The organism is Microbacterium algeriense (assembly GCF_008868005.1).
Lineage (GTDB): Bacteria > Actinomycetota > Actinomycetes > Actinomycetales > Microbacteriaceae > Microbacterium > Microbacterium algeriense.
In genome coordinates this window covers 1,301,854-1,323,184 of the sequence record NZ_WAAO01000001.1, presented here as the reverse complement: position 1 = coordinate 1,323,184, position 21,331 = coordinate 1,301,854, and the positions used below count along the sequence as shown (strand labels likewise).

The following is a 21,331-nucleotide window of genomic DNA, read 5'->3' as shown; positions in this document are numbered from 1 at the left end:
ACCGTCGCCCCTGCTCACCCCGCTGTCCCGGCGTCCGACTCGGCGCGCCCGAGAGCCCTCGCCTCGGCGATGCGCTCCGCCCACACCCGGCGGCGGCGGCGCATGTCCAGCCGCACCAGGACGACGGTGACCGCGACGATCAGGACGACGGCCGACTGCGGCCACGGGAACACCCACGCGGTGACCTCCGCAGTGGCCGGCTCGAGCACCGGCTCCCCGCCCTGCAGCGCCGTCGGATGCACCGCGACCCGCGCGGTGAGCGGGCCGAGCGGCCAGACGTCCTGCACCTCGCTGCGGATGGTGCGCTCGTCGCCCGCGAACATCTCGGTGAGTTCCGGGGAACCGGTCTCTCCGGGATCGTCGCCGCCCGGCGACACCGAGAACACCCGATCCTTGACACCGAGCGCCACGTTGCCCTCGTTCCGGAGCGTGTACTCCACCGACACCTGCCCCGGCGCGAACGGGTTCCACGAGTACTCGTACCTCACGACGACGTCGTCGAGGGCCAGCGCCGGTGTCAGATCGCCCGTCACCCGGGTCAGCACGCGGAAGCCGACTCTCCCCTCGACGCCGACCCCCTGCGGGTCTCCCGCGGCGGGCCTGGCCAGGACGGTGGCGGCGATGCCCGCGGGGTGGTCTCCGGGCGCCGCGCCCTCCGGCACGCTGATCGTGAAGGCCACGACCTCGGTCTCCCCTGGCTGCACGTCCACGGTGTCCTGCACGGCGATCCAGGTGCCGGCGTCGACGGACGTCGATGCGGACGGCAGCATGGTGAAGCGGCCGGTGTCGGTGAAATAGCCGTCGGCCGCCTTGAGCGCGAACGTCACCGGGTCGCTGCCGAGGTTGGTCACGGCGAGATGCTCCGTCTTCGAGGCTCCGGGGTCGAGCACGTTCTCGACCCACCGCCGGCCGTCCGGCCCCTCCTCGTCGGCGGGGACGGCCGCCCAGGAGACGGTCGGCTCCGATCCCTCCGCGTGGGCCGGCAGCGTGGAGAGGGCGGCGTCGACGGTCGTCAGGCTGAACGCGACGGCGATCAGGGCGAGGGCCGCGCGGCGGAGGATCACTCGAACAGCGAGAGAGTGAGGACGGAGGTGTACTCTCCCGGAGACACCGCGACGTCCGTCTTGAGGAACAGCTCCGCTTCGGCCGTCCACCGGCCTTCCGTGGCGATCTCCGCGGAGTCGGCTGTCATGGCAAGCAGCTCCTCGTCGACGAGTCCGACGTCATTGCCGGGCAGGGTCTCTTCGTCGAGCTCGGTCATCACCTCGTCTCCGACCGCGACCAGTCCCGAGGCACCGCCGTCGACCAGCGACGGACGCCACCCGAGGTGCCCGGCGGTGATGCCGGGCTGCCCGGCGCTGCCGACGAAGTCGCTGGCCGTGCCGAGCACGTACCAGTACGCGCCATCCGGGATCTCGGCCGACGTCCGCGTGTCCGTGACCGTGACGCGGGGAAGACTCCCCACGAACTGTCTGGTCAGGGCTGTGGAGCCCGACTCGGTGAGCGCCGCCGTGGTGCCGGCGATGCTCATCGCCAGGACGCCCGGCTGCTCGACCGGCGCGATGTCGACGGTGACGTCGACGTCGCCTTCTCCCTGTTCCTCCGCGGCGGTCGCGGCGAGCGCTCCGCCACCGACGGCGAGCACGGCGGCACCCAGCACCGCCGCCGTGATCCGGAGCGGTGCCGATCGGCGCGGGGACGAGTATGTGTGCATCTTCGTTCTCCTTCTTCCAGGGGCGGGTCAGCAGGTGCTCTGCGAGTAGGCGACCTCGCTGCGATTCGTCGTGGCGACGCCGTCGATGGTCGCCGTGCGCGTGACGGCGACGGAACCGGCGGGGATCGTCCGCGCGCGCGTCGTGAAAGCGTGGAAGGCGTTGCCTCCCGGTTTCACCGCGGTGAAGGTCCTGGCACCGTACGCCGTGGTGATCGTGATGTCGGTCGGCACGGCCTCCAGGTTGGTGGCGGTGACGGCGAGCACCGCACGCGGACCGGTGCACCGCACGTCGACGGACGTCGTCACCGCCGGCGCCTGCCATTCGCCGAGGTCCTGCGTCGTGCCTGACGCGGCGAGCGCAGGCCGCACGATGCGGTCCTGCCCGTTCACCCGCACGCGGATCGGCCGGGAATCCGGAGCGCGATCGGCCACGACCTGGAAGGAGGTGACCTTCCCGTCCGCCCACTCCGCGCTGACCTCGTACCCGCCGCGGGCTCGCAGGCCGGCGAACGCCCCGGCCGGCCACGCGGTCGGCAGCGCCGGCAGCAGGTGGATGAATCCCTCGTGGCTCTGCAGCACGAACTCCGCCACGGCGCCCACGATGCCGAGGTTGCCGTCGATCTGGAACGGCGGATGCGTGGCGTACAGGTTGGACAGGGTGTTGTACCGCAACAGGCCGCGGAGCATCGAGCGTGCGCGATCACCGTCGCCGAGCCGCGCGAACAGCGCAGCCCGCCACGGCCATGTCCAGGAACGGCGGCTGTCGCCGATGACGCTCGACTCGGTGAACGGCACGCCCGGTTGCTCGTTGCAGCGGGCCTTCAGCGACACGAGCGCGGCGGCCTGGAGCTCCGGGGTCGCCGACGTGATCTGCCGACCCGGGTACACGGCGAAGAGATGCGAGGTGTGCCGATGGGTGTCAGCGGGATCGTCCCGGTCGGTCTGCCATTCCTGCAGCTGCCCCCAGCTGCCGATCCTGTTCGGTGCCAGCCGTGCCTGCAGATCCGCGACCGTGGCACGCTCGTCGGCATCGACACCGAGGGCCTCGGCGCAGTCGAGGTAGTTCTGGAACAGGTCCCACACGATCTGCTGATCGTGCATCACGCCGTCCTCACGCGGTCCGTGTTCCGGTGACCAGCCCAGCGGCGAGACCAGTGTCCCATCGGGCAGTGCCTTCAGCCGGTCCTGCCAGAACTCGCAGATCTCCTTGATGAGGGGATACGCGAGATCGCGAAGATAGGACAGGTCCTGCGTGAAGGCCCAGTGCTCGTAGAGGTGCTGGGCGTACCACGCGCTCGAGACGGTGTTCCACTCCCAGGCATTGCCGCCGAAGATGCTCTGCGACGTGCGCGCCGTCCATCCTCGGACGTTCTGCCCGAACGCGTTGCGCGTCGCCACGCGGCTGGGGACGGCGACCTGCCGGATGAACTCGGCGAGGGCTTCATGCGTCTCGGAGAGGTTCATGGTCTCGGCGCCCCAATAGTTCATCTGGACGTTGATGTTCGTGTGGTAGTCGGACGCCCAGGCCGGCGTGTTGCTGTCGTTCCAGAGCCCCTGCAGATTGGCCGGGAGGCCTCCGGGCCTCGAGGAGCTGGCCAGCAGGTATCGGCCGTATCCGACGAGCGCCTGCTCCAGACTCGGATCATCGCCCCCGCCGGCGTACCGCGTGAGACGCTGGTCGACCGGCAGCGCGAGCACGCCGGCCTCCGACTCGCCCCACGTGATCGAGGCGCGGTCCATGACCTCCGAGAATCGCGCGATATGGGCGGCGCGCATGTCGGCGTAGGGCACGGCGGCCGCGGCGGTCAGGCTCGCGTCGATGCCGCGCTGGGGATCCTCGCCGCGCCAGCCGTCCGCCGCGCTGAGCCGGTAGTCCGTGCGCGCGTCGAGCAGCAGCGTCATCCGGCTGGCACGCTCGACCCGCAACGCGGATCCGCTCCCGGTGACGGTGCCGTCGGTGTCGGCGATCCGCAGGGTCGCCGCGTGGCCGAGCCGGTTCGCCATCTCCCCCGCGAATCCGAGACGCGCGGCTGCGGCATCCGCTGTCGTCACCGCCCCCTGCGCCGAGGTCAGCGAGACGACCGCGGTGAACCCGTCCGGATCGTCCGTCTCGTAACGGAAAGCCAGCACATCGGGGTCACGGACGGCCAGGGCCTCGCGTGTCATGGTTCCGCCGGTCGTGGAGTGACGGCTCTCGTGAACGCCGGTCCGGGGATCGAGCGACCGACGGTAGTCCGCGACCGGCGCGGCCGCGGCGAGCGAGATCCCGGCGAGGGCGATCTCGGCGATCTGGAAGTGACTCACCCCGGCCTTGGGGACGAAATCGAGACGGTAGAAGCGGTAGGACGTGGTGTTCTCGAAGGTGTACGTCTTGGTCATGCCCCGCTGCTCGAACGGCGCACCCGTGCGCGCGTCGAGAGGAGTCCACGCCGCGCCGTCGTCCGATCCCGACAGCGTCCACTGCTGCGGGTCGCGCTCTGGCACATCGTTCGCGCTGGTGAGACTGTACGACGCGGTCGCCTGGGGCGTCGCCAGTTCCGCCTGCCAGATGACGTGCGATGGCGGTCCGATGATGCACCACTTGGTGGTGGTCCTGCCGTCGTACGTCTGAGCGACGGTCTCCCCCGAGCTCGAGTCCTGATAGGGCCCTCCTACCGCGGTGACCTTGGGGACCGCACCGAGGGCGACCCGCACGGCACCGAAATCGCGATACGAGCCGAACCCGGTGATGCTCGTGTCGTACGCGCTGTCCGGCTGCCCGGCGAGTGCGTTGTCGTAGTCGTTGAGGCCGCCCCAGAGACTGTTCTCGTTGAACTGGATGAGCTCTTCCGTGGTTCCGGCGAACATCATCGCCCCCAGGCGGCCGTTGCCGATGGGCAGCGCCTGCGATTCCCAGGCGGTGGCCGGCGCCGTGTAGCGGAGCGATCCGGCGGGAAGCGCATCCCCCGGTCCTGCGGCGGTGAGTGCCTCGCTTCCGGCGCTCATGACGGCGGCTGCTGCCGGCGACGGCGCGATCATCCCGGGAAGGAAGGGGACGACGGCCGCCATCCCTCCGAGCTGCAGCACCGTGCGTCGGGTGATGGCCCGGTGGCCGTGTCCGCTGCCGATCGGCTCAGCCACAGCGCATCTCCTCGAACGGGGTGCGGAGATCGGCGGTCACCTCGTGCCCGTCGACCACGGCTGTGACGCGAGCACCGGCGGTACCGGCAGGCAGCGTCTTCGTGCGGACGGCGAAGCTGTGGAAGGCGCTCGCGCCCGGTCGGACCGCCGCGAACGACTTCGCTCCGTAGTCCGTCGTCATCTCGACCTTCACCGGCACGTCCTCCCCGTTCCGGACCGTCACCGCGAGGTACGCCTTGCCGGCCACGCACCTGCCGACCGCGCTGACGGTGGCGTCGAGCGCGGGCGCCGGCCGGACGTCGACCGCGAGCTCCGCGACCGCCGTCCACCGGTTGCCCGCCTGCTCGCTCAGCGCCCGCAGCGTGAGATACCGACCCTTCACCGGGTGCGCGAAGGCGAGGGTCTGGGTCGCGGTTCCCGCGGCCGCCTGGCCCTTCAGCACCGGCGTCGCGCCGGCGCCGGGAGCGGCAGGGGAATCGCTCACGAACACCTCGTAGTCCTTGATCCGACCGTTCTGGTTGTCCTGACGCGGGGTGTAGGAGAGCGAGCAGACCATCTGGGAGGCACCCAGGTCGACCACGATCTCGTGCGGGAGCGGAGCGTTGGTCTGCGACCAGTCCGTCCCCCAGAAGGTGGACGGGTTCCCGTCGATCGCGTTCGCCCCCGGTGTGTTCTCAAGCCTGCTCTCGGCGCTGTCGACCGAGACGACAGCGGTGGGAGCCTGCGGCTGCGCTCCGCAGGTCGCAGTGACGGTCGTCTTCGCCGACACCGTGTGGGTGTCTCCACCGAGGGCGTCAACGACACTCCCCGTCACGGCGATCTCGGCGGGCCCGAACGCCCCCGCCGGTGCCTGCACGGTCACCCGCGTCTTCGACTGCCCCCTCGGGATGCTGGTGGTGGCCGGGGTGACCGTCCAGCCGTCCGGCGCTGTGACGGCGATGTCGGTGGCTTCGGTGGCCCGGTGCGCCGTGATGACCATCTCGGCTGTCGCACCGGCTGCCACCGTCGCGGGCCCGGTGATGCCGAGCGCCGCGGGGCTGTCGACCATCCCGCGGTACAGCGCCAGTCCGTGCGCCGGCACCTCCACCGTGATCGCCGACTCCGCTCGGGACTCCTTCCCGGTGAACACCTCGGTCAGATCGACCGCCCCCGCATCGAAGCCCGCCTCGCTCAGGGGAACCGTGACCGACGCGGGCGCGCTGCCGGTGTTCAGGATGCCCACCGCTCGCGAACCGTCCACGAGCGGCCTCGTCAGCACCTGGATCCCGGCGGAGTCCCGCACCCGCACAGCGGCGGATCCGAGCGGGTCCTGGTCGATGGCGAGCACGCGCGGGTTCGTCAGCAGAGCGGTCACCTCGGCCGACGCGCTGCGCACGTCGTTCCCGGCGACGAGGGGTGCGGCCATCAGCGCCCAGAGCCCCAGATGCGCTTTCGTCTCGTCGGGAGACAGGCCGGTGCCCGACGTGTTCCCGACCTCGAGCATGTCGGGATCGTTCCAGTGCCCTGGGCCTGCGGCCGCCGCGTGTCCGACCGTCTTCCCGTAGTTGAACATCACGCTGTCCCAGGAATTGGAGATGTCGGTGGACGTGCGCCAGAGCTGGCCGACGGAACCGGCCCACTGCGGGAAGTCCAGAGCGGAGCAGCATGCCGACAGGCTGTACACGATCGGTCGGCCCGTCGCGTCCAGCGCGTCAGACATCCGGGTGAACAGCTTCTGCGCGAGCTGCTTCTCCGTCGTCCCCGGGTTCTCCGCCCACATCCTCGGAGATTCCGTCGTGCTCGTCTGACACCAGTCGTACTTGAGGTAGTCGACGCCCCAGGATGCGAAAGCCTGCGCATCCTGCGTCTCGTGCCCGTAGCTTCCCGGTCGCTTCTGGCATGTGCCCTCCGTCGGCGATTCGTAGACGCCGAACTTGAGGCCCTTCGAGTGCACGTAGTCCCCGAGCGCCTTCATACCGCTGGGGAAGCGGGTGGGGTCCGCCTGGAGGCTGCCGTCTGCGGCGCGGGTGGGGGCCATCCAGCAGTCGTCCACGGTGATGTACTCGTACCCGGCCGCCTTCATGCCGTTCGATGCGATCGCGTCGACGACGCTGCGGACGATGCTCTCGTCGATCGAGCAGCCGAAGACGTTCCAGCTGTTCCAGCCCATCGGCGGCGTGAGAGCCAGAGTCGATCCGGTGCTGTCGGTGAACTCCGCCAGGGTCAGGGTCTGCGCCCTGGTCGAGCCGAGACCGCCCGTGGTGTCGCCTTGCTGATCCCAGCTCCGAGCAGGGACCGTCTCGGCCTTTCCTGCGCCCAGGCCGAGCACGAGGCCGCTGAACCTGTTCACGAGACGCACCGTGTCGGTCTTCTCTCCGGTCGACGCCGACCTGCTCGGGAGGACGAACCACTGCTGGCCGACGCCCGCCTCAGCGGGGTCGGTGAGGGTGAGGGGCGTGCGCCAGGCGCGGTCGGCGGTGCGGGTGCCGTCCACGCCGAGGAGCGTCCCAGCCTGACTGGCGATCGTGTAGGCGCCGTCCCCGGTCGCGGCGAACGTCCAGGCGCCGGACGCCGTGTCCGCCTCGGTCGCGCTGCTCGCCATCCCTCCCCCGTCCGCGACGGTGAGCCTCTGGTCGCCGCTGCCGATGGAGTGGGTCTTGGAGGTGTCGAGGACGGCGGCCGGCTCGTCGGCGTCGATCGTCACGTTGACGTACTGAGCCGAGGAGCCGTCCATGCACCCGAACGAGCAGTACGAGCGGAAGGACTTGCCGACGATGGCCGAGCTCCACTTGTTCGCCGGGTCGACGAACCAGCGATACCACGACGCCGAGGTGTAGTCCGCTCCGGTGTCGCCGAGCTTGAACCACTTCTGGGTGGCGAGGTTGTCGGTCGCGTAGAACTCCTGCGGCGCCTTGCCGGACTGATCGGGGTGCTGGGGCTCGCCGATGTACAGCCCGAGGTGCGCGTTGTACGTGACGTCCATCACGAACAGCGGCGAGGTGGGCGGCATCTGCCCGGTGCTCACCTGCTGCTGCGCCGTACCCGGGGTGTTCGGGTCGTACTCGTCGTCGGGGGCGGTGTATCCGGTCGGACTGGCGTCCGTGACCGGAGTCATGTTGCTCTCCTTGCCGCCGATGCCCGGCTGCGTCCAGGCGCCGTCGTACCATTTCTGCCACGACCCCGTGGCCATCTTCTCCGCGATCGGAGCACGGGCGACGTGCTGGTGGAACGCGACCCAGCTGCCGCCCTTGTTCACGATTCGGGACCCGTAGAACGCGTAGAAGTATCCCGAGGCGTAGTCGACGTACAGTCGGGGATCGCCGTCGCCGTAGTAGTACGTCTGCTGCGGGAAGGCCGCGGTGTCACCGCGCGCCGTGCTGTAGGGCGACGTGATCGCGTGCCCGGGGATGGACCAGGTCTTCCCCTGATCGGTCGAGACGGCGAAGTCGATCGAGTCGTAGTGCAGGCCGTCGGCGAACGGCTGCGGGGTGAACTCGTTGTGCACGAGGCCGTACCAGTCCCCGGTGTCGGGATCGACCCACATCTGGGTGAGATCGCAGTAGTTCGCCTGGCTGTAGGAGGTCGATCCCTGCGCCACCGTCGCCTCGACCCCGGTCGGGCTTCCGTCGCAGAACGCGGTGGTGTCGGGGTTGGTGCCGGCATCGCTGATCGTCGCGTCGCGGACGGCGTCGTCCAGGTGGGTGCCGGTGAAGAAGCTCCATGCCCGCGAGGACGTCTTGCCGTACAGGGCGTGCGCCTGCTGGAAGCGGAAGGTGCCGTCTCTGTCGATGAACGTGCTCGCCGAGGTGTCGTCCGGGAACTTCCAGTCCGTCGTGTTGACCGAATCGACCTTCACCGAGAACGGCGATGCCGGCTCCGGCGGGGTCGTGTCCTCGTCGGTCGTGTAGACGACGATCTCCGACGCGGAGGCGTTGTTCGAACCGTTCACGGCATCGACGACGCGGAACTGCACGTAGCGGGCGGAGACCGGCTCGTCGAAGGTGACGAACTGGACCTCCGTGTTGCTCGTCGGCTGGTGGAAGGTCGCCGCTCCCGCCGGCGCCCAGGCGGAGGACGTGCCGTCCTTCGCCACGTCCGCGTCATTCGTCGTGAACACCTTCACGTTCGCCGCAGGACCGTTGCCCTGCACTTTCACCGAGTACCCGACTCCGGTCAGAGCGTGGGTCGCTCCGACGTCGAACGTGAGGAAGTGCGGCATCGGATCGGGGCTCCCGCCGTTGTACTTCGACGCCCATTGCGTGGCGTAGTCCCCGTCGAACGCTCCGGCGGCCGTGCCGTCGAGGGACGGGGGCGCGGGGTAGGGCGGCGATTCCGAGTCGACGTCGAGCAGGACATAGTGGGAGTTCGCGATGGGTGTCCCCGACGGTGCTTCGGTCGCCGCGTCGGCGGGACCGGCGACGGTGAACGATGCGGCCACCAGGGCGAGGAGCACGCCGGCCGCAAGGGCGGATCGGGATCGTGAGGATTCGGTGCGAGCAGCGGGAAGGGACATCGATTTCCTACCTCCGTCAGTGAGGTCATACATCCGAGGTCTGCACGGTAGCACGGCGATGTTTGCGCTGACAATAGCCGATATCACTGGAATATCGCACGATTAACCCGACGTGCTGACGCGATGGATGCCCCTCGAGACGGCGTCGTCGTCGAGCGAATCCCGGTCGACGAAGACGTGAGGGCGCTCAGCGCCGCGGGATCGTCGATCCCCGGATGACGAGCCGCACCGGAAGGTGATGCGCGCCCTCGCCGACGTCGATCCCGTCGATCGCATCGAACACGCGCAGCGCCGCCTGACGTCCGAGCTGCTGCAGATTGGCGTCGATGCTGGTGAGCTCCGGCCGCGCGTTGGTGGCCAGGACCTCCCAGTTGTCGTAGCCGATCACGGCCAGATCATCGGGCACGCCGCGCCCCAGGTCTCGGGCCGAATCGAGGACTCCCCGCGCGATCTGATCAGACCCGCAGAAGATCGCGTCGATGTCGGGATGCCGCTGCAGCAGCATCGCCGCCGCGTCCCTCCCCCAGTGCTCCGACCACTCCGCGAACATCGGCTCGCCGACCAGCTCGAGCCCTGCCTCGCCGAGCGCCGCCCTCGCACCGGCGAGCCGGTCCTGCGCGGCCGCGTACGTGGGATCACCCGAGATGTGTGCGATCCGACGCCTGCCGCACGCGAGCAGATGCTCGATGGCGAGACGCCCGCCCGCATAGTTGTCGGGCGTGAGAGAGAGATCGCGGTCATCGTCCGACGGGGCGTACGCATAGACGACGGGCACCGGGATGTCCTGTCCCAGCGAGGGACGCGGGTCCGTCTGGCGACCCACGACGATGATGCCGTCGACGCGACGACTCAGCAGCTCCCGCAGGTGATGCTGCTCCCGGATCGCATCGCCGCGCGCGTCACACAGGAACACGTTGATGCGGCCGGCGCCGAACGCATCTTCAGCGCCCATGAGGATCGGGATCATGAAGCGACCCTCGAGGTCGCTCGTGAGAAGGCCCACCGTGCCGGTCCGACCGGCGAGCAGGCCGCGGGCCATCGCGTTGGGGGTGAACGAGAGCTCCTGGGCGACCGCCTGCACCCGCGCCCGGGTCTTCGCCGACACGTCTCCGCGGTCGTTGAGCGCTTTCGACGCCGTCGAGATCGACACGCCTGCGCGCGCGGCGACATCGCCCAGCGTCGCCGCTCGTGATCCGCTCGTGTCGCTCATCGCACTCCTCGTTGCTGAAAGGTTATCGGAACCGGGGTTGACGACCTCGTCGAAGCCACGCTATACCTTTCCGAAAGGCTTTTCGATAATTTCGGAACGCCGGATCGTTCTCCACCCTGCACCGTTGCAGAGCCATCGCACAAGCTCGACGTCGAGCCCAGAGGAGCCATCACCATGAACACCACCCGAATCCGCCGCGCACGGCGAGCCGGGGCCGCGATGATCGCGGCCGGCCTGCTCGTCGGCGGCCTGGCCGCCTGCGCCCCCTCGGCCGGCGACAGCGAATCCGACGCGCCGATCCCCGCCGAAGGGACGGACGACGGCACGACGCTGACGCTGTGGACACGGGCACCCATCGAGCGCCAGGCCAAGCTGCTCGTCGATGCGTACAACGCCAGCCACGAGAACCAGGTCGAGCTGACCGTCGTCCCCAACGACGACTACGTCGCGAAGGTCGGCGCGGCGGCGGGCTCGGGAGGTCTTCCCGACCTGTTCGCGGCGGACATCGTCTACGTCCCGAACTGGGCCGAGCAGGGGCTCTTCCAGGACATGTCCGAACAGATCGACGGTCTCGACTTCAAGGACGAGATCAACCCCGGCCACCTCGCCGCCGGAACGGTCGACGGCGCCGAGTATGTGCTCCCCTTCGCCCTCGACCTGTCGATGCTGTTCTGGAACAAGGAGCTGTTCGCCGAGGCAGGGCTCGATCCCGAGAAGGCCCCCGCGACGCTCGAGGAGTTCGCCGAAGCGGCGATGGCTGTGCAGGCCCTGGACAAGCCGGACACCTACGGCACGGCGACCGGCCTCAACTGCGGCGGATGCCTGGTGTTCACATGGTTCCCGTCGATCTGGGCGTCCGGCGACGAGGTCATGAACGAGGACGGCACGGAGTCGCTGCTCGACAGCGACTCGGCGCAGGCGGTCTACGACACCTGGGCCGGCCTGGAAGAGGCGGGCGCCGTGCTCCCGAGCTCGACGGACGAGGCCGGCCCGACCTGGACCGCGGCCTTCAGCGAGGGCAAGGTCGGGGTCATGCCGTTCCCCGCGACGCTGCTGCCGTCGCTCGAGTTCGACGCGGGTGTCGCCGGTATCCCCGGTGTCGACGGCGGCGCCTCGACCTTCGTCGGCGGCGACGGCATCGGGATCTCGAAGGACTCGAAGAAGTCCGCCCAGGCATGGAACTTCCTGAACTGGATGATGTCCGAAGACGCCCAGGTCGAGGTGCTCGCGAAGGACGGAAACGCGGTCTCCCGCGGCGATCTCGCCGACAACGAATATGCCGCCGCCGACCCGCGCCTGGTCACCATCAACGAGGTCGCCGCTCAGGGCGACACACCGGTCGCGCTCAACTTCCAGCAGGCGTTCAACGCGCCGGGAAGCCCATGGCTGACGCTCGTGCGCAACGCGGTGCTGAACGGTGAGGACTCCGTGCCTGCCGACAACGACGAGATCACGGCGGTCCTGTCGCAGTGACCACGCCTCTCGTGAGACCCGGGCGCGGGACGACTCCCGCGCCCGGGCCCGCGCGCTCCCGCACGAAACGATCGAAAGAGGACGAGATGACTTCCACCGCTCCCCCGGTGCGCCGCTGGCGTCCGCGCACCGGCTTCGGCGGTCCCCTCCAGGGATGGCTCTACGCCGCCCCGACGGCGATCTTCGTCACTCTGCTGTTCCTCGTCCCGCTGGTCCTGGTCTTCCAGATGTCGGCATCCGATTGGCCGTTGCTGAGCGGCAACCGCGGCATCAACTTCCCCGAGAACTACGCGGATGCCGTGAACCACCGGCTCTTCTGGGACTCCATCCGGTTCACGCTGCTCTACACCGTCATCACGACCGTGATCCTGATCGGCCTCGGGCTGGGACTCGCGCTCCTCGTTCAGGAGTCCACGCGCTGGAAGGGCTTCCTGCGCACGGCGTTCCTCATCCCGAGTGCGCTGGGCCTGGCCTCCGCGTCGCTGCTCTTCTACGTGCTGTATTCGCCGATCGCCGGCCCCTTCGCCGAACTCATGAAGTCCTGGGGCATCACCTTCCTCGGCACCCCCGAGGGCGCCCTGTGGTCGACGATCTTCCTGATCGTCTGGCGCTTCGCGGGGTTCTACATGCTGCTCATGCTCGTCGGCCTGCAGGGCATCCCGGATGATGTCTACGAAGCCGCCCGCATCGACGGGGCGAGCCGCTGGCAGACGTTCCGCTCGATCACGGTTCCGCTGCTCAAGCCGACCTTCGCCCTGACGACGGTGATGTGCGTGACGGGTTCCCTGCTGGCCTTCGAGCAGTTCTACATCCTCACCAAGGGCGGGCCGGACAACAGCACCATGACCGTCGTGCAGCTCATCTACAACGTCGCCTTCCAGGGTCAGAACAGTCTCGGCATCGCCGGCGCCCTCTCGGTGATCGTGCTGCTCGCGCTCATCGTCATCAACGTCTTCCAACTGCGCGCGTTCCGCCGCACCGACGAGAGCTGAACCATGACTCAGACCCTCACGCGCACGATCGTGGCGCCGAATCATCAGCCCACCGCTCCGCGCTATCGCTCGAAGGCGAGACGTGTCGTCCTCGGCGTCCCCTACTGGGTGTTCACGACCGCGCTCGCGGTCATCTTCCTCTATCCGCTCATCTGGACGGGCGTCTCCTCCGTCAGCCCGATGGCGGGCACCAGCCAGACCGACGGCTGGGGATTCGGCAACTACGCCGCTCTCGGCGAATATCAGGCGGGCATCTGGGTGCACCTCGGGAATTCGCTGTTCGTCTCGGTGCTCACGGTCGTGCTCACCCTGTTCATCTCGCTGCTCGGCGGCTATGCGTTCGCACGCTTCTCATTCCCCGGCAAGAACGCCCTGTTCCTGCTGACCCTCGCGATCCTCATGGTGCCCTACGCGACGCTGCTGATCCCGCTCTACGTGATCCTGAACGCGGTCGGGCTGCAGAACTCACTCGTCGGCGTCGCCCTCGTGATCACGATGTTCCAACTCCCGTTCTCGATGTTCATGATGCGGATCTCGTTCGAGTCGATTCCGAAGGAGATGGATGAGGCCGCGATGGTGGACGGATGCTCCAGTTGGGGCGCGCTGTGGCGGGTGCTGCTGCCCGCCGTGAAGCCGGGGCTCGTCACGGTCGGGCTGTTCGCGTTCCTCACCGCATGGAACGACTTCATGGCCCCGCTGATCCTCATCAACGACACCAACCGCATGACGCTGCCGCTCGCGGTCGCGAACCTCCGCGGCCAAGTGCAGGGCGTCGTCGACTACGGCGCGACCGAGGCGGGGGTCGTCGTCCTTGCGCTCCCCTGCATCCTGCTCTTCCTGATCCTGCAACGACACTACGTGCGCGGCTTCATGTCCGGCGCCTTCAAGGGATGACCATGTACGACACCACTGCGCCGGCTTCTCCGGTGGTCCCTCTCCGCGGGCGTCTGCGCCCCCTCGGCCTCGACGAGGTGCGCATCACGGGAGGTTTCTGGGCGGACCGTCAAGCCGTCAACGGCTCGGCGACGCTCGCCCACATCGAGTCGCGCCTCGAATCCGAGGGCTGGCTGCCCAACTTCGATCTCGCGGTCGTCGGCACCCTCCCGGAGGGACGCCGCGGGCGCGAGTTCTCCGACTCCGAGGTCTACAAGTTCCTCGAGGCCCTAGCATGGGAGATCGGACGCACGGACGCGGCGGCGGACGACGAACTCGAGCGGCGATTCCGCGCGGTGGTCGCCCGCGTCGCCGCCGCACAGGAGCCCGATGGCTATCTGAACACGATGTTCGGACGCCCCGGGCAGGAGGCGCGGTGGACGCAGCTGCAGTGGGGACACGAACTCTACTGCCTCGGCCACCTGTTCCAGGCCGCCGTCGCCCGCGTGCGCACGCGGCCCGACGCAGACGACGGCCTCATAGACATCGCGCGCCGCGCCGCCGACCTCGTGTGCGACGAGTTCGGCGCGGACGGGCGCGACGCGATCTGCGGTCACGCCGAGGTCGAGGCGGGTCTCCTGGAACTCGGTCGTGCGCTGGGTGAGCAGCGATACGTCGATCAGGCGGCGCTGTTCGTCGAGCGGCACGGCCGCGGATCCCTCGGCGAGATCGAGTGGGGCCGCGCGTACTTCCAGGACGACGTCCCCGTCCGCGACGCCGAGGCGCTGCGCGGTCACGCCGTGCGGGCGAACTATCTGTCGGCGGCGGCGACGGATGTGTCCATCGAGTTCGACGACTCCGCGCTGCTCGAGGCCCTGCGTCGACAGTGGGACCGGACCGTCGAACGACGCACGTACGTGACCGGAGGACAGGGCTCGCACCATCAGGACGAGGCGTTCGGTGAGGACTGGGAGCTGCCGCCCGACCGTGCCTACTCCGAGACCTGCGCCGGGATCGGGTCGATCATGTTCTCCTGGCGTCTCCTGCTCGCGACCGGCGAGGGGCGATACGCCGACCTGATCGAGCGGACGCTGTTCAACGTCGTGGCCACCTCGCCGGGGGACGACGGCCGCTCGTTCTTCTACGCCAACCCGCTGCAGCAGCGCACTCCCGGCACTCCTGCCGATCCGGAGGCGACCTCGCCGCGCGCGTCCTCGTCACTGCGGGCGCCGTGGTTCGAGGTGTCGTGCTGCCCGCCGAACGTGGCACGCACCTTCGCGAGCCTCGCCGCCTATGTCGCGACGGCAGACGACGACGGCGTGCAGCTGCACCAGTATGCGCCGTCGTCCGTGCGGACCCGGCTGGCAGACGGCACCGTCGTCGCGCTCGACGTCTCGACCGGCTACCCCGCGGACGGGCGGGTGCGGATCACGGTGCAGGAGGATGCGCGGTTCACGCTGACCCTCCGCGTACCCGGCTGGGCCGAGGGTGCGCTGGTGCGGGTCCTGTCGGGCGACGGGGAATCCTCCGAGCCCGCGCGCCCTGGCGCGGTGTCCGTGCGGCGGTCGTACCGGGCCGGGGACGTCGTGGAACTCGCGCTGCCGATCGTCCCCCGCGTCACTTCACCGCATCCGATGGTGGATGCCGTCCGCGGCAGCGTGGCGATCGAGCGTGGGCCGGAGGTGCTGGCGCTGGAATCCATCGATCTGGGGGCGGATGTCGGTGAGGCCGTCGCCGCCGGCGACCCGATCGACCGGGACGGCGCGGTCGTTCTGCCGGTCCGCAGTCGGTCGACCGGTGAGGTCGTCGAGGCGCCGCTCGTGGCGTACCACGACTGGGCCCGACGCGGACCCTCGACCATGCGGGTGTGGATCCCGACCGTCTAGCGCAGAACCGACGAGGGAAGGTCTCCCTCCGCCGAGCTCGAAGGATCCAAAGAACACAGCTGTGCGTGCACTGACGCTCTCAGGACGAGACAGACATCCGAGGGGATGCCGTAATCACTTGATACACCTTGCAGTCGCATGTTCGAAGGGAGCCTATCCGCACGGACAGCTCCAGAAAATCGACGCAAAGAAGTTTCGATGATCCGTAGAACGCGAACTCGTCTCGCACTGAGCGCGGTGGTCTTATTGGTGGGTGTTGCGCTCACCCCTGCGGCCGCGCAGGCCGCAGAGGCCGCGGAGGCATCCACGATCACGACGTTCGGCTTTGTCCCTACCGATAGTGCCGGCGCAGCCAAACTGGCTGACGTCGAGGCGCAACGAACGGAGGTGGAATCCTATGAGGCCGCAGGCGAGCCTGCGGCCACACGCCGCAACTCCGGCGAGATGTCGGATGCCACGCCCCAGGACAGTTCAATCAGGGCCGCATCGAACGCGGCATACCGCATCGTTTCAACCTGGACGGACAACATCGCGAAATCGACGGTCGCTCGGGCGGGCAACGGGACGACGTGGGGTCTGACAAAGGTTCAGAACAAGTACCACGTCAATCTCAACATGATCCAGAAGATGGCGGTAAAAGTGGTCGTCGAGAACACCCGGATGAGCGACAACAAGCAGAAGGGCCTCATCACCGCCTACTGCATGGGCGTGACGGTCTGCCCGCAGTGGGTCGTCAATGTGGCCGGATGATTAGGGTTTCCACATGACAACGCAGAAGTCGGATGGGCAGCGCTACCGAGCGGCGGTCCGTGAGGCGTGGGACGAAGGGCGCGGGACGCTCGTCGTTCCGGCCGGGTTCGAGCTGTCGCGCCTCGACGCCGATCGGGGCGTCCTGACGGCGGAGATCATCGACGCCGCCGGAACGCGGTTCGGTGCGCGCGTGACGCTTCCTCCACCCGCCACGCGCGACGGGAGAGGGCAGGATGGCGAGACCACGCCGGCACACTGGGCGCTGTGGACGTTCCTCGTGCCCCTCATGGAAGAACTGGAGACGGACGCCGTGGGCCGGATTTCGCCCGGCACGGACGGTGTGAGGTGGATCACGATGGAGAGGTCCGAGGAGTGATCGAGGGCAGAATGTGACCAAGCCCCCGCCTGCGCTCTCGATGTCGAGTGCAGACGGGGGCTTGAATCGTTCGACGCCGCCGCAGCCTAGGGCCGCGGCCGTGTTCTCAGAAGTCCCAGTCGTCGTCTTCCGTGGCCTCGGCCTTGCCGATGACGTACGAGGATCCCGACCCGGAGAAGAAGTCGTGGTTCTCGTCCGCGTTCGGCGAGAGCGCCGACAGGATCGCCGGGTTCACGTTGGTGACACTGGAGGGGAACATCGCCTCGTAGCCCAGGTTCATCAGGGCCTTGTTGGCGTTGTAGTGCAGGAACTTCTTGACGTCCTCGGTCAGGCCGACGCCGTCGTAGAGGTCCTGCGTGTACTGCACCTCGTTGTCGTAGAGCTCGTACAGCAGCGAGAAGGTGTAGTCCTTCAGCTCGTCCTTGCGCGCCTGGTCGAGGGTCTCGAGTCCGCGCTGGAACTTGTAGCCGATGTAGTAGCCGTGCACGGCCTCGTCACGGATGATGAGGCGGATGAGGTCGGCCGTGTTGGTGAGCTTCGCCCGACTCGACCAGTGCATCGGCAGGTAGAAGCCCGAGTAGAACAGGAAGCTCTCGAGCAGGGTCGAGGCGACCTTGCGCTTGAGCGGGTCGTCGCCGCGGTAGTAGTCCGTGACGATCTGCGCCTTCTTCTGCAGGTTCGGGTTCTCGACCGACCAGCGGAACGCCTCGTCGATCTCCTTCGTCGAGCACAGCGTCGAGAAGATCGAGGAGTAGCTCTTGGCGTGCACCGACTCCATGAACGCGATGTTCGTGTAGACGGCCTCCTCGTGCGGGGTGATCGCATCGGGGATGAGCGAGACGGCGCCGACGGTGCCCTGGATCGTGTCGAGGAGCGTGAGCCCCGTGAACACGCGCATCGTGAGGGTCTGCTCTTCGGGGGTGAGCGTGTTCCACGACTGGATGTCGTTCGACAGCGGCACCTTCTCGGGCAGCCAGAAGTTGTTCACCAGACGGTTCCAGACCTCGAGGTCCTTGTCGTCCTGGATGCGGTTCCAGTTGATCGCCTGCACGCTGTCGACCAGCTTGAGCGGGGAGTGAGGAGTCATTCTTGTCCTAGTTCCTGGGTCGAAGGGTCAGAGCATGCACGAGACGCACTCGGTCATGTCGGTGCCCTCGAGCGCCAGCTGACGCAGACGGATGTAGTAGATCGTCTTGATGCCCTTGCGCCATGCGTAGATCTGCGCCTTGTTGATGTCACGCGTGGTGGCGGTGTCCTTGAAGAACAGCGTCAGCGACAGGCCCTGGTCGACGTGCTGCGTGGCCGCGGCGTAGGTGTCGATGACCTTCTCGTAGCCGATCTCGTACGCGTCCTGGTAGTACTCCAGGTTGTCGTTCGTCATGAACGCCGCCGGGTAGTAGACGCGGCCGAGCTTGCCTTCCTTGCGGATCTCGATCTTCGACGCGATCGGGTGGATCGACGACGTCGAGTTGTTGATGTACGAGATCGAGCCGGTCGGCGGCACCGCCTGCAGGTTCTGGTTGTAGATGCCGTGCTTCTGGATCGACGCCTTCAGCTGGACCCAGTCCTCCTGCGTCGGGATGTGCTTGCCCGCGAACAGCTCCTTGACCTTCTCGGTCTCAGGCACCCAGGCGCGGTCGATGTACTTGTCGAAGAACTCGCCGGACGCGTAGGTGGAGTCCTCGAAGCCGTCGAACGCCGTGCCGCGCTCGATCGCGAGGTTGTTCGATGCGCGCAGCGCGTGGAACAGCACCGTGTAGAAGTAGATGTTCGTGAAGTCGATGCCCTCTTGGGAGCCGTAGAACACGTGCTCGCGAGCCAGGTACCCGTGCAGGTTCATCTGGCCGAGACCGATCGCGTGCGAGCGGTCGTTGCCGTCCTCGATCGAGCGGACGGAGCCGATGTGGCTCTGGTCGCTGACCGCGGTGAGCGCGCGGATCGCGGTCTCGACGGTCTGGCCGAGGTCGTCGGCGTCCATCGACAGGGCGATGTTCATCGAGCCGAGGTTGCAGGAGATGTCCTTGCCGATCTCCTTGTACGACAGGTCGTCGTTGTAAGTGGTCGGCGTGTTCACCTGCAGGATCTCGCTGCAGAGGTTGGACATGTTGATCCGACCCTTGATCGGGTTGGCCTTGTTCACCGTGTCCTCGAACATGACGTACGGGTAGCCGGACTCGAACTGGATCTCGGCGACGGTCTGGAAGAACTCGCGCGCGTTGATCTTCGTCTTCTTGATGCGCGGGTCGTCGACCATCTCGCGGTACTTCTCGGTGACCGAGATGTCGCCGAACGGCACGCCGTAGACCTTCTCGACGTCGTACGGCGAGAACAGGTACATGTCCTCGTCGTTCTTGGCGAGCTCGAAGGTGATGTCCGGGACGACGACGCCGAGCGACAGCGTCTTGATGCGGATCTTCTCGTCGGCGTTCTCACGCTTGGTGTCGAGGAAGCGCATGATGTCGGGGTGGTGCGCGTTGAGGTACACCGCACCAGCGCCCTGACGGGCACCGAGCTGGTTGGCGTAGCTGAAGCTGTCTTCCAGGAGCTTCATCACGGGGATGATGCCCGAGGACTGGTTCTCGATCTGCTTGATCGGCGCACCCGACTCGCGGATGTTCGACAGCAGCAGCGCGACGCCGCCGCCGCGCTTGGAGAGCTGGAGGGCGGAGTTGATGCCGCGGGCGATCGACTCCATGTTGTCCTCGATGCGGAGCAGGAAGCAGCTGACGAGCTCGCCGCGCTGCGCCTTGCCGGCGTTGAGGAACGTCGGGGTGGCCGGCTGGAAGCGGCCGGAGATGATCTCCTCGACGAGGGCGACGGCGAGCTTCTCGTCGCCGTCCGCGAGACCGAGGGCCGTCATCACGACGCGGTCCTCGAAGCGCTCGAGGTAGCGCTTGCCGTCGAAGGTCTTCAGCGTGTAGCTCGTGTAGTACTTGAACGCGCCGAGGAACGTCTCGAAGCGGAACTTCTTCGAGTAGGCGAGGTCGTTGAGCTTCTGGATGAAGTCCATCGAGTACTTCTCGATGACAGCGCCCTCGTAGTACTCCTTCTCCACGAGGTAGTCCAGGCGCTCCTGGAGCGAGTGGAAGAACACCGTGTTCTGGTTCACGTGCTGCAGGAAGTACTCCCGCGCGGCGCGCTTGTCGGCGTCGAACTGGATCTTCCCGTTCGCGTCGTACAGGTTCAGCATCGCGTTGAGCGCGTGATAGTCGAGGCCCTCGTAGGCGGGGTTCGCCTTGAATGCCGCCGTCTCGGTCACTGCGTCTTGTCCTGCAACTGTGGTACCCACCGTCGTTCCAATCCGTCGCTCACGCGAGCCACATCGTCCTGTGTGCCGAAGATCTCGAGCCGATACAAGTGAGGCACGTGGCACTTGCGGCTGATGATGTCACCGGCGAGGCAGAACGCATCGCCGAAGTTGGTGTTGCCCGCGGAGATCACTCCGCGGATGTGGCGCCGGTTGCGCTCGTCGTTGAGGAACCGGATCACCTGTTTGGGAACGGCGCCCTTCTCGACACCACGCCCCGCACCCCCGCCGTAGGTGGGAGTGACCAGGACGAAGGGCTCATCGACGACGAGGTCCTCTTCGCCCCGGTGCAGGGGAATCCGTCGGGCGGGGAGCCCGAGCTTCTCGATGAAGCGCGCGGTGTTCCCCGAGACGCTCGAGAAGTAGACCAGGAGCGGCGCTGCGGTCGCGACGGCGGTCATAGCTCTCTCCTTGGGTTCCTGAGCCTGTCGAAGGGCTTGGGTTCCTGAGCTTGTCGAAGGGCCTGAGCGACGCCGAAGGATCTACGCCAGGCGGGACGCGAGCTCGTCGATCTTGTCGGGACGGAAGCCCGACCAGTGGTCCTCGTCGGTGACGACGACGGGCGCCTGCATGTAGCCGAGCGCCTTGACCTGCTCGAGGGCCGTCGGGTCCTCCGAAAGGTCGTGGATCTCGTACTCGATGCCCTTGGCATCCAGGGCGCGGTAGGTCGCGTTGCACTGGACGCAGGACGGCTTGGTGTAGACGGTGATCGACATCTTCTCGTTGCCCCTCAAATCTCTGGCCCGCTTCTCATCAGGCTGTTTTCCGGCAGGCCCCCCGCCGGGACTTCAATACTACATATGGGGACCGACATTGGGAGTGACCACAAGGGGTAGTAGTTACATCCGTGTAGTTATCCACCGGTTCTCCACTGATACAACACAGGTTCTCCACCGTTTCTTCCACAGGTCCGACCCCGATCCGGGGCCTCGCGAACCGCGGGAAATCGCGGCTGGGAACCCCCTGGGAGAGATCCATCCACAGGTCGGAGGCTACGCCGCAGGTCGGACATTCGGATTCCTGTGGAATTCGTCCTTCGGCGTGTCGTGGGCGTGTCGCGTCCGGCCCGGCTTCGACCGCCGGGTCGCCGCCCGGTACCGTGGTCTGGTGGCGGGATATCGGGATCTTCTTCGCACGC

15 protein-coding genes are annotated in these 21,331 nt (G+C 67.6%); 6 read left to right on the top strand and 9 right to left on the bottom strand.

The window, feature by feature from the left end; genetic code table 11:
• Positions 1–14: 14 nt before the first annotated feature.
• The 5 genes from F6A08_RS06550 to F6A08_RS06530 form a co-directional block, all read right to left on the bottom strand.
• Positions 15–1,064 carry a DUF916 domain-containing protein gene (locus tag F6A08_RS06550; RefSeq protein ID WP_225855758.1) on the bottom strand — a complete coding sequence of 350 codons (1,050 nt, stop codon included), beginning with the start codon at positions 1,062–1,064 and terminating at the stop codon, positions 15–17.
• A complete protein-coding gene (locus F6A08_RS06545) occupies positions 1,061–1,714 on the bottom strand; it encodes a hypothetical protein (protein ID WP_151458952.1) in 654 nt (217 codons plus the stop codon). The genes F6A08_RS06550 and F6A08_RS06545 overlap by 4 nt, the downstream gene beginning before the upstream one ends.
• Before the next feature lie 27 nt (positions 1,715–1,741).
• A complete protein-coding gene (locus tag F6A08_RS06540) occupies positions 1,742–4,834 on the bottom strand; it encodes a glycosyl hydrolase family 95 catalytic domain-containing protein (protein WP_225855757.1) in 3,093 nt (1,030 codons plus the stop codon).
• A complete protein-coding gene (locus F6A08_RS06535) occupies positions 4,827–9,326 on the bottom strand; it encodes a discoidin domain-containing protein (protein ID WP_192576699.1) in 4,500 nt (1,499 codons plus the stop codon). The genes F6A08_RS06540 and F6A08_RS06535 overlap by 8 nt, the downstream gene beginning before the upstream one ends.
• Before the next feature lie 187 nt (positions 9,327–9,513).
• Positions 9,514–10,536 (bottom strand): LacI family DNA-binding transcriptional regulator, encoded by a 1,023-nt coding sequence (locus tag F6A08_RS06530; RefSeq protein WP_124896066.1) that lies wholly within the window; start codon positions 10,534–10,536, stop codon positions 9,514–9,516.
• Between the two features lie 174 nt (positions 10,537–10,710).
• On the opposite strand from F6A08_RS06530, the gene F6A08_RS06525 reads away from it, so the two are divergent.
• The 6 genes from F6A08_RS06525 (at position 10,711) to F6A08_RS06500 (ending at position 16,886) form a co-directional block, all read left to right on the top strand.
• Entirely contained in the window at positions 10,711–12,009 is a 1,299-nt protein-coding gene (locus F6A08_RS06525; RefSeq protein ID WP_124896067.1) for an ABC transporter substrate-binding protein, read from the top strand.
• Between the two features lie 86 nt (positions 12,010–12,095).
• On the top strand, positions 12,096–13,001 hold the full coding sequence (locus F6A08_RS06520; protein ID WP_151458950.1) for a carbohydrate ABC transporter permease: 906 nt from the start codon (positions 12,096–12,098) through the stop codon (positions 12,999–13,001).
• A 3-nt stretch (positions 13,002–13,004) separates the two neighbouring features.
• Positions 13,005–13,895 carry a carbohydrate ABC transporter permease gene (locus F6A08_RS06515; RefSeq protein ID WP_151458949.1) on the top strand — a complete coding sequence of 297 codons (891 nt, stop codon included), beginning with the start codon at positions 13,005–13,007 and terminating at the stop codon, positions 13,893–13,895.
• A complete protein-coding gene (locus tag F6A08_RS06510) occupies positions 13,892–15,760 on the top strand; it encodes a glycoside hydrolase family 127 protein (protein ID WP_151458948.1) in 1,869 nt (622 codons plus the stop codon). Before F6A08_RS06515 ends, F6A08_RS06510 begins: the two co-directional genes overlap by 4 nt.
• Positions 15,761–15,958: 198 nt before the next feature.
• A complete protein-coding gene (locus tag F6A08_RS06505; protein ID WP_151458947.1) occupies positions 15,959–16,510 on the top strand; it encodes a hypothetical protein in 552 nt (183 codons plus the stop codon).
• 13 nt (positions 16,511–16,523) lie between these two features.
• Entirely contained in the window at positions 16,524–16,886 is a 363-nt protein-coding gene (locus tag F6A08_RS06500; RefSeq protein ID WP_017202652.1) for a hypothetical protein, read from the top strand.
• Between the two features lie 106 nt (positions 16,887–16,992).
• Here the strand turns inward: F6A08_RS06500 and nrdF are convergent, their stop codons facing one another.
• From nrdF to nrdH, 4 genes are all read right to left on the bottom strand, one after another.
• A complete protein-coding gene (gene nrdF, locus F6A08_RS06495) occupies positions 16,993–17,973 on the bottom strand; it encodes a class 1b ribonucleoside-diphosphate reductase subunit beta (protein WP_017202653.1) in 981 nt (326 codons plus the stop codon).
• A 27-nt stretch (positions 17,974–18,000) separates the two neighbouring features.
• Entirely contained in the window at positions 18,001–20,145 is a 2,145-nt protein-coding gene (gene nrdE / locus F6A08_RS06490; protein WP_151458946.1) for a class 1b ribonucleoside-diphosphate reductase subunit alpha, read from the bottom strand.
• On the bottom strand, positions 20,142–20,594 hold the full coding sequence (nrdI, locus tag F6A08_RS06485) for a class Ib ribonucleoside-diphosphate reductase assembly flavoprotein NrdI (protein WP_017202655.1): 453 nt from the start codon (positions 20,592–20,594) through the stop codon (positions 20,142–20,144). Before nrdI ends, nrdE begins: the two co-directional genes overlap by 4 nt.
• 81 nt (positions 20,595–20,675) lie before the next feature.
• Positions 20,676–20,909, bottom strand: coding sequence for a glutaredoxin-like protein NrdH (gene nrdH / locus F6A08_RS06480; RefSeq protein WP_017202656.1), 234 nt, complete (start codon positions 20,907–20,909; stop codon positions 20,676–20,678).
• Positions 20,910–21,331 lie beyond the last annotated feature (422 nt).